The following is a 13678-nucleotide window of genomic DNA, read 5'->3' as shown; positions in this document are numbered from 1 at the left end:
AAATAATATGCCAGTTTCAAAAAGACTCTTTCTGTTTTACTTCTTAATCCACACCCTCAGGGGAGACTATGATCGAATATCCAGGACCGTAACCAACACCTTTTTCATTAATCACATAGGCACGGATGTAATAGACACCCGGAGACAAATCACCCAGCGTTGCCGTGAAATCACTATCCGCCTGCACACTATAATCCCAGATGTTCGGTTCACCGACCGTATTCCAACAGAATCCCCATTTACTTATATTCCCGCCACCGTTGTCCAGTACTCTCGAGCGGAATGTATACGTTGTAGCATCCAATACTTCTATTTCATCCACAACCGGAACTGTACGCGTATCCAACACCAACGTACGACTATAACCCGTACCTATCTTATTACTCGCATAAGCCCTTATGTAGTAAACACCCGGATACATGGTACCCATAACTGCCATGAAATCATCATCCGCTTCCAACAGATTATCCGAAACATCCGGATATTCATGCGTACTCCAGCAAAAACCATTAGCCGTTATTTTACTGCCCCCCGCATTCAGTATCGAACACTGTATCCGGTTCGTTTCCCAATCAACAATACGAACCCTGTCAAGTACCGGAACCGTCAGCACATGAATCGACACACTCAACTCTTCACCATAACCAACACCTGCTTTATTGACAGCATAGGCACGTATATAATAAGTACCCGATTCCATTTCTGATATCGTGGCCATAAAATCGTCATCAGCCACAACTACATGATCCTCCACCGACGGTTTTCCCGTCATGTTCCAGCAAAAACCTTTTTCCGTTATCTCACTTCCACCATCTGTCACTAATACGGAACGGAACACATTGTTATCCGGATCAATACGTTCCACCGCCCCCACTACCGGCAGCGATATAATATTGACCACCAACTCCTCACTATAACCCACACCATATGTATTCTCGGCAAACGCACGTACATAATAGACCGTATTGGGATTCAGCCCCGACAACACGGCAGTAAACTCTTTACCCGCTGTCTCCCTCTCATCTGCCACCGTCGGCGTACCAGTCGTATTCCAGCAGAAGCCCTTCGATATGATTTCAGCACCTCCGCTGTCCTCCAGTGTAGCACGAAATTCCTTCTTCAGTGAATCAGACAACAGGATACTGCCGACCTTGGGAAATGTTTTGCCCGTCTGAATCTTTATTTCCGGACTGTAAGCAAGATACGAACTATCGTTTAATGCAAAAGCACGCAGATAATAGGTCGTGTTCTCTTCCAGGTCCGGAATGGAAACGGAAAACGCAGCCTCCTCACCTTCCGCTTCCAGCTTCCGGTCGTCTACCGTCGGGTTGCCCTCTGTATTCCAGCAAACACCTTTCGATAACAAGTTAGCCCCCGTACCATCTATTCCATCATCTTTCACCCGGAAGGTGAAACGGTTAGCGACCTCCTCGTCCGCCGACAGGTCCGACAACAAAGGCTCACCATACAACAACGTCTTAAAACTACCCGACTGCCCTGTCAGACGATCTGTACCGTTACCCGCATACAAACAATATTCGTACGACGCATCCGCATCCAGTCCTTCCAGCAGCACCTGCATGCCAAACGATAAAGAATCCCGGCATGCGACCTCCGAGGCATGATCACGGTCACCCGCCTTCCACCAAAGAAAACCAGTCTCTTTTAACGGTATCTGACTCGTCACGCTCCCTTTCAACCTGACATACGTTCGCCCTATATGCTGCGGTTCCTCCAACTGCATGCCGATCGATATGGCTTCAGGTTCGGCGTCCTTTTCACAACTTCCCAACATCAACACAGCAGGAAGAAAAAACAATATATACTTCAATAGATTCATGGACTCTTCTGTTTTTTCGGTTCATCGATTAAAAAATAACTCCAATTCCCAGATTTCCCTCCAGATATTTAAAGCTGTTCGTTTGCAAACCCAGCGAAAATACCATTGGTCCGGCAGACAGGATTCCTCCGATCTCAGCTTCCACACCCTCCAGGGAATGGTCTTTGTTTTTACCCCACTTGCCTCCCACCGTTTCCCAGACCAGCGTACGTGTGCCGTACCCTACTCCGGCATACAGATAAAACGGTTTCCACAGGCGTTGTACGATCCCCCCTGTGACAGACAAGCGGCTTTTTTCCGTCTTACCCGTGTACCACTGTACCTCACCATCTTCATCCGACATCCCGACATCGTTGCATTCGAAATCATCCGAAGGAGTATTGCTGAAACTATATTTCGCTTTTATATATCCCCCCGTGCGTCTCATTGCAGCAACCATCAAACCGTACGACATCTGGGAAGTACGAAACCCCATCACGGGCATCACCATCACCCGGGGCCTGTCAGGCTTTTTATGCGTTGACAATAACTGTACATAGTTTTCCAAACGGGCCTGCATTTGCTGCTCCCGGGAAGACTGCTTTAGCGTATCAACGGACGCATCCTCCGTGTGCTGACCATAAGCCGTTGATACACAAACCACCCATAACAAGCAGATCAACATTTGTCGAACAATTTTATTCATTTCTTATGTTTTTGAGATTTTTCGTTTCCATAACCATAGCCATATCCATAACCGTAACCATATCCATATCCATAACCGGCACGTTTCATATTGATACCATTCAGTATCACCGCCATATTGCGAAACTTCTCCTGTTTATATAACTTTTCCACTTCCGGTAGCTGACGGCGATCCATCAAACCTGCACGAATCACATAAACCGTCAAGTCAGCCACGCGGTTCACGATCGTGGCATCTGCTACCATACCGGCCGGCACATTGTCCAAAATCACATAATCATAACGCTCACGCAAGGTATTTACCAATTCTTCCAAGCGATTACTCAGAAGTAACTCCGAAGGATTAGGAGGCACAGGACCTGCATGGATTACGTCCAAACGGTCGTTGATGCCCGATGGTGCAATGATCTTATCCACATCATCCACCCTCCCCGACAAATAATGCGTCAATCCCGCACCAGCGTGGCTGATGCGGGCGCTAAGGGTACCCTTACGAATATCGGTATCGACAAGGATCACCTTTTTATTCGTTAGAACAAAACTCATCGCCAGGTTCATTGATACGAAAGTTTTCCCCGCACCCGGATTTGAAGAGGTAAACATCACCACTTTCAGATCTTTTGCTTTTACACGCATGAATTCCATATTCGTCCGGACAATACGGAATGCCTCCGAGACACCGTCGCGACCGTTCTCATGGACCAGGATTTCACTCTTGTCTTTCCGGTTACGCGAAGGAATCTCACCCAGAAACGGTACAGACAGGTTATCCTCTATATCTTTCCTTGAACGTACCGTCGTGTTCATCGTCAACTGCACCCAAAGAATACCCGAAGGAATCACCATCCCCAACACACAGGCTGCAAAAAGAACCAGCATAGATTTGGGTGCCACTGGTTTCTCGCTACCCTGTGCCGGGTCGATAATACGGGCATTACTCTCCGTGATCGCCTGCGACAAGGCATTCTCTTCCCGCTTGTTCAGAAGGTAAAGGTAAAGTTCCTCCTTGATCTTCTGTTGGCGTTCAACCGACAACACGTACTTTTGCTGGGTCGGGACAGCTGCTATACGACGGGTCGTCTGCGCTTCACGCTCACGTATGTTCTTTATTTTTATATTCAAACCTACGATCAGATTGTCTACCGCCCGGATAATTGTCTGCTTCATCGCACCCAGCGAATTGTTCAGGTCCATCACGACCGGATTCCTGTTACTACTGTTACCGATCAACTTGTCGCGTTTTAAGAGCAAGGTATTATATTCCGAAATCTGACTTTCCAAATTTACATCCGAGATACCCGTATTGGCTGGTATCAGGTCGGCCCCCTTATGTGGGTCAGTCAAGTACTCCCGAATATATTTTGCCAGCGTCAACTGGTTCTCTAATCCAAGCCCTTCCTGGCTGTACTGACTACCTTCCTGCAAATACATACCAGCTTCCGAATGGATATCGGTCAACTGGTTTTCTCTTTTGAATACCTCGATCTCCGCATCCACATTTCCCAGTTCTTTTTCAATAATAATCAGGCGGTCATTGATAAAATTCGATGTATTGACCATCACCTGATTCTTGTCGCTTATCGCATCCTCGTTGTAAATAGCAATCAGTGTATTCAACACATCCTCCGCACGGGATGCAGAAACATCCTGCAGTGACAAATTCAAAATGGTAGCTGTTTTACTCGCTAGCACAACCTGCAGAGATTCATTATAATCCAAGGCTACCCGATCCTGGTTGCTTTTAGAAACTGTTATCTCACTCCCATAATAAAGATCCGTATAATACAAACTGGGAGTTACCACTACTTTTCCGATAGGCGTTGATACCGTGTCGTTCAACGCCACAGTCAACGTCTGGTCTTCCAGCACCTGTCCTTCTTCCTCCAGTTCTTCGGAAAAGAAACCCGACAGGCTCACTTCTTTATCTGATACCGGCACTACCGTCAAACCAAATTCAAGGTTTTCATTTGCCTCCGGAAAACGGACCACTACAGGTGAATGACTGTACAACTCCACCGTACGCAACCCTTCACGAATGCTGTAACTGATATCTAGGTCCAGACGTTTGACAACTGATTTCATCAACTGTTTCGATTTAAAAACCAGCAGTTCGTTATCCACACTCCTTTTCATATTGAACATATTCAAATCCTCAAAAACGGCAGCCTCACTGGCTGCGCCGCCTCCTTTCGTATCGTCCTTGATCAATACCGTTGCTGTACGCTGGTAGATTTTCGGTGCCCACCCCAGATAAAGCACCGCTACTGCACAGCAGACCGCCACAGATAACAGGAACCAGTACCAGTTGGCACGTACGACACGATACATATCGATCAGGTTCAACTCATTTTCCTCTTCACGAAGCATATTTGTTTCTTGTTCGGGATTCATCACTCTTATACTCTTTTGTTATTTGAATATTAATACTGCAACCGTGGTCAACAGGGATACGACCGATACCCACACACCCACCGTGTTGTTCTGATTGATGCCACTCTGGCCCGCTTTCGCCTTGTTCGGTTCCACATACACGATATCGTTCTGTTGAAGATAATAGCAGGGCGAATCGAAGATATCCGCCGAACGTAAATCATGGAACAGGATCGTACGTCTACCATTATTCTCACGGATCACCGCCACACGATCGCGACGACCGTAAATCGTAAGGTCACCTGCCATACTTAAAGCCTCCAACAATGTGATACGGTCACCCGATACGGTAAAACTACCTGGCCGGCTAACTTCACCAATGACAGAAACCTTAAAATTCAGAAACTGTACTGTTACGATTGGGTCTTTGATCAAATCCTCGTCCACCAACCGTTTCTTAATCAGTTCCGTTAGTTGCATACGGCTAAGGCCCGAGGCACGGATCTTACCCAAAATCGGGAAATCGACATCACCATAGCGGTCTACCAAATAGCCCAACACACGCTGCTGACCAGTCGTTCCGTTATTTGTGCCTAACTGATAAGTAACCATCGGCATATTAAAAGGTAATGCCAGTTCCGGATCACGGCTGTTCACCATGATTGCCAGCAAATCGTCTTCATGGATGATCGGCTCGTATATCTGTTCGATATTTCCCTGCCTAAAAGGTTCTACATCCTGCATGTAAATAATGTTTTTGGGTGATGCACAAGAGCCCAGTAGCACCACAAGCAAAACTCCTAAAAGTTGTTTGTTCAAATTCATTTTCATATATTATTTGTTTTTGTTGATATTTCAATAAAAAAATTGTTGAATCAAAACTTCCTGAACTCCAACCGGGCATAATCCGATTGCAGGACCAGATGCTTCGATGTTAATTCTTTGATACCGAAACGCTGTTCCGTCCCGTTCATCCCGAATGGCAATAAATCTTCAACTTTACTGACCGGCATAACTACAAACAATGAATCTCCGGTATATTCCATATTACCGGTCTGACTGGTTACATCAACCTTCATCAGATTGATTGTATGCAGAGCAACACTGTAATAGGCCCGTTCCGGTGTCTCTTCCTCTCCCGACGCATATGCTATTTTCATGATCTGCCAGCGACCATCCAGGTCTCCGTTGATCGGCATTTTTCCGCAGGAACTGACTATCAGAACCAGCAATACTACTGTTATATATCTTTTCATCACATTCATTGTATTCATCGTATCCATCCCGTTTTTCTGATTGTTAGCATTCCCCCTGCACTTTTACCCAACATCCCGCCTCTGTCAACACCCAGCGATGCTGTAAAGTCCCAGCCTTTCAACTGATGGGGCGTATAAGTTAATTCTACCAACGCATTTCCATTCTTTTTGATCTCATAAAAAGGTAAGCTATAAGTTCCCCAGTTACGGGTAAACGATAAAAGGATTCGGTATTCCAGGTCGGTACAAGGAGTACCCATGATCCCGAAATGATGTCCCTGCATACGTGAACTTTTAAAACTAATATCACCATCTGTATTATAAATCGGAGACATGACTAGCGGATTACCGATCCCCATTCCCCAATGCTGCCAACCGGCATAGATGTAGTGGTTGTAATAATTATCTGTACCACTCACTTGTTCAGGTATCTCCGATGTATGGTCCCAATAGACAGGACCGGACTGGTCTTTCGTTGAGATATATTCATAAACAAAACTACCGATCACCCGATTCTTGGGAAACGTTATTTCTATTCCTGCCAGACAATCTTTCCAGCCATATTCACCAAACATCTGCGAATGGTCTTCGAAATAATGTTCGTAATAAGGACGGATTGTCCAATTTTTAGGAGCATGCCATGTCAGTGAGAAGTTCCAGCTGCCTAAATGGTTTCCATAGACATTTGTCTGTTCTCCTGTTGGTGTGCTACTATCTCCGCCGCTCGGTATAAACACCTTAAAGAAATCCTTTATCCCGTTCGGCATATCGATCTTCTTATCTCCAATGAAAGCATTTCCTCCGAACTGGGCAGCCATTTCCAATCCCCCTTCTAAAATCAACGGAAACTTCTCCCGGTTACCGATCTTCACATACAAATCCTTGGAATGATACAGCACATGTTCCGCATGTTTACCTCCCGGAGCCACAAAGTCCTTCTGCCAGCCGTCATCCGTAAACATACCATAAGCGATATGTCCTTTGAAAGCTAACCAACCTTTTGTCCCCGGAACAAGCGTATATTCAGGAATACCGATACGAACCTGCGGAACCGGACGGGCATTTCCCGAGAATGTCAAACCACCGCTACTGAGTAACGGATTATTGAACTCGCTATGCCGCTCCTTGCTTCCGATGCTCAACCCCAGGCAACGATATTTCAGATCCGCATACAATTGTTGCACCACAAAAGTCGATGTAAAATTATAAGCTACAGCCAGGTCCGCCCCGAAAGCATACGAGAAAGGTTTATCGTTTTCCAGTTCCCGGAAAACACCTGCACGTAGATACCCGTTATTCTTTTCAATGGACGAAAGTCCCTGTTTATTTGCCGTCAGCCAAAAAGGAGTATGTTTCCCTCCGCTAAAGCTGACACCGGTTTCCGCCCGGTAACTCAGCCCTTTGGTAAACTGAGCATAAGAGTTTAGGGGAAGCAGTAGAATGCCTCCCCAAAGAAGTAAGTTTGATATTGATTTCATTTGTTTTTGATTAGAAATAATTGTATCAGTCCCATCATCCCCAAACCGTCCCCGGCCTATCCAGATTCTCCGCCACGTGCCGTAACAACTCCCGTCGTTCGGCTATATGAACGAGCATTTCCAGTCGTTGCCCGGTCTCATCCGGAGAAGACTGCAACAAAGCCCTCACCGTCTTCCGGATATCCTTCAATATCCGGTTTTCAGTATAAAAGAACAACAAGCGGACCAGATACATCTCCCGGTAATTGGATGCTTCAGGATAAAGAAGCCGGAACGCCTTCACATCCTGCCAGACCATCCCGTCATACTCCGCATGCAACCCGTCCGCCACCCCTCTCAGCACCATCTCCAGGTCAGCTTCCAGATACCCTTCCGCCAGATGGGACAAAATCGTCCGATAGTCCCCATGTTCAAACAACAGGTTATCCGAACGGAGAATCGTATGGATCACCTCCGTAAACAGGCAAAACTCCCCTTTGAAAAAATAATACGTATCCGCATACAAGAGGCAAGCCGACAACAACAACTCTTCCGAATAATGCGGCCTTGTCCGGCAACGGTCGATCAAGGCGACGAACACCTCTCTCCCATGCCGCCGGAACAACGAATCCGGGTCCTCCCCTTCCGGTAAATAAAGAACCTGTATCTCCGAAAAAGCCGTCTCCTGCGACAGCGCAATTTTCCGTGCCGCATCACGCCCTGGCTTATCTCCGTCCAATAACAGACACAGATGGCCGGTATACCGTTTCAACAATTCCACCTGCCCGCCAGTCAGAGCCGTCCCGCATAAAGCGACCGTATTCGTCAAACCCGCCGCATGCATGGCTATCGCATCCTTATACCCCTCGACCACAAAAACAAAACCTTCACGCACAATCGCCTCCTTCGCCCGGTTCAAAGCATACAAATGATCGCTTTTTTTATACCCGCCAGCTGTTGAAGTATTGATATATTTCGGTTCATCCGGATTACCATCCGCCAACCGGCGGGCAGCAAAAGCAATTAACTGCCCGGCTTCGTCACGGATCGGGAAAATGACACGGTTACGCATCGCATACCACTCCTTCGGTACATTTACAGGAGATTGCCCGACTTCAAAATCCAGGTAAGCAGGCGTCAATTCAGAGTTACCGCAAGCATAAGGCAAAAGGGAGGAAAAAAACTTACAGTTTTTTTCAATTGAAAATTGAGAATTGAAAATTGAAAATTTCTTCTCAGTGGTATTCACAGGAACAGACTCCGCCTTTTTCTTATTAATTTTCAATTTTCCATTTTCAATTTTCAATTTCCCCACCGCCTCCATAAAACTGCAATGTTCCATCTTCTGCACAAAAGCAATCGCATCCCCATGTTCCCCGCAGGCAAAGCAATGAAAAGTTTGTTTCTCTGGATTCACTATAAGTGATGGATGATGATCTTCGTGAAACGGACAAAGCCCCATATAGTTACTCCCCTTCCGTTCCAGCGGCACATACCCCTCGACTACCTCCTTGATGCAGACAGACGACTTCATTTGTTCGATCTCTCTTTTCGTCATGGCTTCTTCCGGTTTGAATAGTTGGAAATAAGCGTATAACTCTCATTGAAACGATAACGAGCTACCCCGACAGAACCGTTACGTACTTTTTTAATCCAGAGTTCACCGACATCCACCAGGCTTTCGCCCGTCACCGGATCATTTTCCACCCCGTTCTTCAGGGGAATATAAACAAAATAGACACAATCGGCGACCTGTTCGATCACCCCCGAGTCACGTAAGTCATGCAGCTCCGGCAAATGAAGTTTGCCATCCCGGTTCACGCTGTTACGGTTCATCTGCGAAAGAAGCAGCACAGGGATATTCTCTTCCTGCGCCAATTGCTTCAATGCTTCTACAATCCGTCCGATCGCCTGGTCCACTGTCTCGTTTTTGGAACGTTCCTTTTGTATCAGATGAAGATAATCGATAACCACCAGGTCGCACTTCTTCTTACGCCGTTGCAGTTTCACCTGGGCACGGATATTGGCGACACTGTTTCCCGACGTATGGTCAAAATACAACGGCAGCTTCTTAAAATCTTCCGCCAACCGCTCCATCCTTCCCAGGTCCGCCTGGTTCGCTCCGGAGATACGCAAACGGTTCGCATCTATCCCGGCATAACCGGCAAACAGGCGGTTCAGGGTTTGCAATGCCGTCATCTCCAAACTGAAGAAACAAACATGTTTCCCCGCCATCGCCACATTCATCGCAATATGCATGGCTACAGCTGTCTTTCCGTCGCCGGGACGTCCGGCTTCCACAGTCAGTTCGCCATTATAGAGTCCGCCGGTCACATAATCGAAAGCCTCGATCCCCGTCAGGATACGCATGCTGTCGGTACCGGTTTCCAGACGTTCGCGGTGCATCTGCAACACCTCCTGTGCCACCGCTCCGATCTGTCGAAGCGGTTTACCGACCGTACAAGTCTCACGCAGCGACAACAACTTCTGTTCCGCCTCTCCGATCAGGTCGGCATAAGAAGTACCGAAGTCATCCGCCTTCCCCTTCAATCCACCGAACAACCCCGAAAGTATCCGGAGCATATAACGGCGTTTTACCTCTTCTGCATATTGTTTCAGGTTAGCGGTATGCCGAAGTTGTATCATCCAGTCGTTCAGGACCGCTATCCCGTTAATATCTTTCCAATGTTTTTCATCCAACCGGTGCATCTCCGTATCCACCGTCACAAGGTCCGCCCTCTTCCCTTTTTCATACAGTGAACAAGCCGCATTGTAGACAAACGCCAGGTCCGGATGACTGAACATCTCCGGTTTCAGTACCGGATAAACTTCTATAATGGCCGACTCTACTGATAAAACGGAACTGATAACCGCCGCTTCTGCTTTTTCAAATGCTTTCATATCCGTCCGTTTTAACAAGTTGGAACATCATCATCCATTTGTCTCCCTCCGAATTGCTTTTTGGCAGCTTTCAATTGATCGGCAAGGGTATTCTCCTCGACTTCCGGTTTTTCGGGAGCTGCCGTAAAGTTCACATAACCATTCACCCGGATACGGGTTCCACCGGGAATACGGTTCATAGTAATCAATTTCTTATCCGCCATCTGGCGAAGCAAACGGTTGACCGTCGATACATTGATCCCGCTCAAACGAGCCAGTTGGGCCTGGGTACCGACAAACTCGCCTTTGCGGCAACTTACCATTCGGTCGTTCAATCTAACATGCCCATCTGCATAAAAACAGCCGGCAAATAAAAGCAGATATAACCATCCTCCTTGCCGGACCGGCAGATTTTCACTAAACAACTGATCCAGGATAAAGCGGGGAACAGTCAGGAATGCACTTCCAAAAATATCGGACGCATTCTTCTCATTTTCAGCACAATAATCTTTCATACCCTACACAAATTAAGTTTGAAATTGATATCAAGATGAAAATGAATTTGCTTCGTGTCTATACCTCTCTGATAATGAGCCTATTAATAAGATACTTTTCAAGTCGCCCGGGAATGTCCTGAAATTCCTCTTTTAATATAGAATATAAATATTTATAACTAAATAAGGGCCTGCGGCCATTTTTTTTCAGATTTCAAAGATTAACAACATCCGGTATCATTCACTTTCACCCTGCAAAGGTAGAGGGTATGCACCAGACGGCAATTACTAAAATCGCAGCAAAAACAAGCACAGAAAAACCTGTTATACAGCGTATTAATCAATTATTATTTCTTATTTTTGTTATTAATCCTATTTATTTCATTCAAAAAATGTTTGATACAATCCGAATAATCGGAGTCATGTACTTTCATTTCGGTACAAAAAGAACCGACCGTTCCCTCCAGACGAAAACAGAGATAAAAGTGCTCAGCCAGGAAGTCGAAAGACACATCATTGAAATAATAGACCTTCATTTGCCCCAGCAGGTCACTCAAAAATTTCCGGTCGTTCACCGGTACTCTCTCCTTCCACGGGTCTACCAGGTCAAAACCACACCAAGTCAATATTTCCGGTCGGAATTTGTCAAAAAACTTATTTGCCAAATCAGTCCAACCCTTTTTTTGGTGACACTCATCACTCCCCAGCAACCAGACCAGTTTCATTATTTCGATCCGGCGGTCCGGACACTCTCCGATATAGGCTTCCAATTTATCCAAAGCCAAATTTTTTCCTACAATTCCACTAATTTTTTTTTATAGCGTTTTAATTCTTCTGTCAGCATAACTATTAAGTTGATGCTGTACAACAGATGTTTCCTGTCAACAGTAAGAATCTCCTTTTCCTCTAAAAAAACATATATCTTTTGCATTCAAAAGTCCCTTATTTCATCTTCAAAACATATATCTTTCATCTCCGAAATAAGGGACTTTCAAATTTTCAATTTTCAATTCTTAATTTTCAATTCTCAAGGTTCTCCCAGGAAATCGACAATCACCCCGACCTGTTTCGGAGTCAGTTTTCGTTGCCGTTCACAGAACCCGGCTGCCCTTAAATCCCTGGTCAATTTTTCGTTTCTTACCACCCAGCGATGCAACAAACGTGATGCTGAGTTCGGATGCAAATCCGGGTTGTAACAGAGTGCCAATTCTGTCCATCCGTAACTGCGGATCTTAAATTTTTCTTCGTCCATATTCTTATGATTTAATACCACTAAGATAAGAAATTAAGTCCAATTAATAGCATGTAAATCAAAGTTTGTGCAGCTTATTTCTTGATTTATACAACCATATCTAACCCTTTATAACCGATAACAACATTTCATGTCACAGCCGTTTTTCCAGCACCCTATCTTTATCCTGTTATCGATAACCAACCAGTTAACCGTCAATAGCTTTCGGAGTATTTCCATTGGCATATTGGCACATTGTCAAATTAAAAAATTATTCCCATGGCTTTAAGTTTCCACTTAGTAAAACGTCCCGACATGCGCAAAGATGCTGCCGAAGGTTCCAAATTATTTTATGCACAGGTCCGTTCATTGAAGAAACTCGATTTCAACAAGCTCTGTGATCTGATCGCTGTTCGAAGCACCGCTTTTATCGGTGATGTGATGCTTGTCATCGAAGGTCTTCTTTCCGTCATGGAAGAACGCCTGGAAGAAGGCGATGTGATCCAGATGGGCCGCCTGGGTAACTTCCGTATGGTTGCCGGCAGCAAGGGTACTGAAAACGAAAAGGACTTCAATGTCTCCCTCTTCAACAAGGCTCGTATCGTCTTCTCACCGGGCACCATGCTCAACGAGATCCGCAAGAATGCCAAATATGAAAAGATGGATATCGAAACGGTCACTCCGCCTACAGGAGGTGGTTCGGACCGTCCGGAAATCGAGTAAAATAATATGCCAATGTGCCAATAAGGCAATATGCCAATTCTGATAGCAACAGTTGGTATTTCCATTGGCACATTGGCATATCGGCAAATTAAACAATTATTCACTATGTTAAAACAGGAATTTATCAAACAATATCTTTTCCCCGCTCAAAAGGCGGGGGAATGTTTCGGAATCAATCCGATCGTCATCCTTGCCCAATCGGCCATCGAAACAGGCTGGGGAGAAAGTACGCTGGCAAAGGAGCATCATAACTTCTTTGGTATCACCGCCTACGGACGTCCAAACGCTTTCTGGAAAGGAACAAAGACCGATCTGTCGGAAAACAGCGGCCATACTTCCTTATGGTTCCGCACTTACGAATCAGCGAAAGACAGTTTTATGGATTTCGCCCGTCTGATCCACACTGCTTATCCGGTGGCCGCCTCGCTCAGTGCCCATCCTTCGGCCTATGCCAAAGAGATCGCTTACAGTAAATACATCAGCGAAGTAAATGGTGACAACCGTGCTGCTTATCAAAGGATGCTGGTGTCGATTTGCCAGACGATTGAAAGATATACTGTTTGCTGAGTTCACCTTTTATCAAATATGAACTATCCGATTATCGACCGGTTGTAACCGGCTCCCCTCTCGAGAGACTGTGTAAAAACATATCTCAAAAAGATCTTTGACATTTTGTATAGTAAATAGAAAGAAAATTAGTTCTGGAAAAAGTTCTTGTTCTCAAATTTTGGCTGAAATCGACC

Annotated in this window: 13 protein-coding genes; 2 read left to right on the top strand and 11 right to left on the bottom strand. The window is 45.7% G+C overall.

The features are described 5' to 3' along the window. Nucleotides 1-43 precede the first annotated feature (43 nt). The 11 genes from NBH14_RS25210 to NBH14_RS25160 form a co-directional block, all read right to left on the bottom strand. Complete coding sequence (locus NBH14_RS25210; protein WP_186961596.1) at nt 44-1840, bottom strand: fibronectin type III domain-containing protein; 1797 nt, start codon at nt 1838-1840, stop codon at nt 44-46. A 28-nt stretch (nt 1841-1868) separates the two neighbouring features. After that, nucleotides 1869-2525, bottom strand: a complete 657-nt coding sequence (locus NBH14_RS25205; protein WP_250817835.1) for a hypothetical protein — start codon at nt 2523-2525, stop codon at nt 1869-1871. After that, nucleotides 2522-4915 carry a GumC family protein gene (locus NBH14_RS25200; protein ID WP_186961595.1) on the bottom strand — a complete coding sequence of 798 codons (2394 nt, stop codon included), beginning with the start codon at nt 4913-4915 and terminating at the stop codon, nt 2522-2524. The genes NBH14_RS25205 and NBH14_RS25200 overlap by 4 nt, the downstream gene beginning before the upstream one ends. Nucleotides 4916-4933: 18 nt before the next feature. Further along, nucleotides 4934-5719, bottom strand: a complete 786-nt coding sequence (locus NBH14_RS25195; RefSeq protein ID WP_436277993.1) for a polysaccharide biosynthesis/export family protein — start codon at nt 5717-5719, stop codon at nt 4934-4936. Nucleotides 5720-5769: 50 nt separating this feature from the next. Then, a complete protein-coding gene (locus NBH14_RS25190; RefSeq protein WP_186961593.1) occupies nt 5770-6177 on the bottom strand; it encodes a lipocalin-like domain-containing protein in 408 nt (135 codons plus the stop codon). After that, nucleotides 6165-7628 (bottom strand): capsule assembly Wzi family protein, encoded by a 1464-nt coding sequence (locus NBH14_RS25185; protein ID WP_186961592.1) that lies wholly within the window; start codon nt 7626-7628, stop codon nt 6165-6167. The genes NBH14_RS25190 and NBH14_RS25185 overlap by 13 nt, the downstream gene beginning before the upstream one ends. A 34-nt stretch (nt 7629-7662) precedes the next feature. Further along, entirely contained in the window at nt 7663-9165 is a 1503-nt protein-coding gene (locus NBH14_RS25180) for a DNA primase (protein ID WP_186961591.1), read from the bottom strand. Further along, nucleotides 9162-10508 carry a replicative DNA helicase gene (locus tag NBH14_RS25175; protein WP_186961590.1) on the bottom strand — a complete coding sequence of 449 codons (1347 nt, stop codon included), beginning with the start codon at nt 10506-10508 and terminating at the stop codon, nt 9162-9164. The genes NBH14_RS25180 and NBH14_RS25175 overlap by 4 nt, the downstream gene beginning before the upstream one ends. Before the next feature lie 11 nt (nt 10509-10519). After that, nucleotides 10520-11002: a helix-turn-helix domain-containing protein gene (locus NBH14_RS25170; RefSeq protein WP_186961589.1), complete on the bottom strand. Its 483-nt coding sequence runs from the start codon at nt 11000-11002 to the stop codon at nt 10520-10522. 326 nt (nt 11003-11328) lie between these two features. Beyond that, nucleotides 11329-11760 (bottom strand): hypothetical protein, encoded by a 432-nt coding sequence (locus tag NBH14_RS25165; protein ID WP_186961588.1) that lies wholly within the window; start codon nt 11758-11760, stop codon nt 11329-11331. A 248-nt stretch (nt 11761-12008) separates the two neighbouring features. After that, on the bottom strand, nt 12009-12233 hold the full coding sequence (locus NBH14_RS25160) for a DUF4248 domain-containing protein (protein ID WP_007658484.1): 225 nt from the start codon (nt 12231-12233) through the stop codon (nt 12009-12011). A gap of 258 nt (nt 12234-12491) precedes the next feature. On the opposite strand from NBH14_RS25160, the gene NBH14_RS25155 reads away from it, so the two are divergent. Next, complete coding sequence (locus NBH14_RS25155; protein WP_129698129.1) at nt 12492-12935, top strand: HU family DNA-binding protein; 444 nt, start codon at nt 12492-12494, stop codon at nt 12933-12935. Between the two features lie 105 nt (nt 12936-13040). Next, nucleotides 13041-13502: a glucosaminidase domain-containing protein gene (locus tag NBH14_RS25150; RefSeq protein WP_186961587.1), complete on the top strand. Its 462-nt coding sequence runs from the start codon at nt 13041-13043 to the stop codon at nt 13500-13502. Nucleotides 13503-13678 lie beyond the last annotated feature (176 nt).

The organism is Parabacteroides caecihominis, from assembly GCF_023656785.1.
Classification (GTDB): Bacteria; Bacteroidota; Bacteroidia; order Bacteroidales; family Tannerellaceae; genus Parabacteroides; species Parabacteroides segnis.
This window is presented reverse-complemented; position numbering and strand designations above follow the sequence as displayed.

Excerpts from the sequence above, each read along its gene's own strand:
- NBH14_RS25210 (WP_186961596.1), bottom strand. The coding sequence starts at position 1,840 with ATGAATCTATTGAAGTATATATTGTTTTTTCTTCCTGCTGTGTTGATG.
- NBH14_RS25205 (WP_250817835.1), bottom strand. The coding sequence starts at position 2,525 with ATGAATAAAATTGTTCGACAAATGTTGATCTGCTTGTTATGGGTGGTT.
- NBH14_RS25200 (WP_186961595.1), bottom strand. The coding sequence starts at position 4,915 with ATGAATCCCGAACAAGAAACAAATATGCTTCGTGAAGAGGAAAATGAG.
- NBH14_RS25195 (WP_436277993.1), bottom strand. The coding sequence starts at position 5,719 with ATGAATTTGAACAAACAACTTTTAGGAGTTTTGCTTGTGGTGCTACTG.
- NBH14_RS25190 (WP_186961593.1), bottom strand. The coding sequence starts at position 6,177 with ATGGATACGATGAATACAATGAATGTGATGAAAAGATATATAACAGTA.
- NBH14_RS25185 (WP_186961592.1), bottom strand. The coding sequence starts at position 7,628 with ATGAAATCAATATCAAACTTACTTCTTTGGGGAGGCATTCTACTGCTT.
- NBH14_RS25180 (WP_186961591.1), bottom strand. The coding sequence starts at position 9,165 with ATGACGAAAAGAGAGATCGAACAAATGAAGTCGTCTGTCTGCATCAAG.
- NBH14_RS25175 (WP_186961590.1), bottom strand. The coding sequence starts at position 10,508 with ATGAAAGCATTTGAAAAAGCAGAAGCGGCGGTTATCAGTTCCGTTTTA.
- NBH14_RS25170 (WP_186961589.1), bottom strand. The coding sequence starts at position 11,002 with ATGAAAGATTATTGTGCTGAAAATGAGAAGAATGCGTCCGATATTTTT.
- NBH14_RS25160 (WP_007658484.1), bottom strand. The coding sequence starts at position 12,233 with ATGGACGAAGAAAAATTTAAGATCCGCAGTTACGGATGGACAGAATTG.
- NBH14_RS25155 (WP_129698129.1), top strand. The coding sequence starts at position 12,492 with ATGGCTTTAAGTTTCCACTTAGTAAAACGTCCCGACATGCGCAAAGAT.
- NBH14_RS25150 (WP_186961587.1), top strand. The coding sequence starts at position 13,041 with ATGTTAAAACAGGAATTTATCAAACAATATCTTTTCCCCGCTCAAAAG.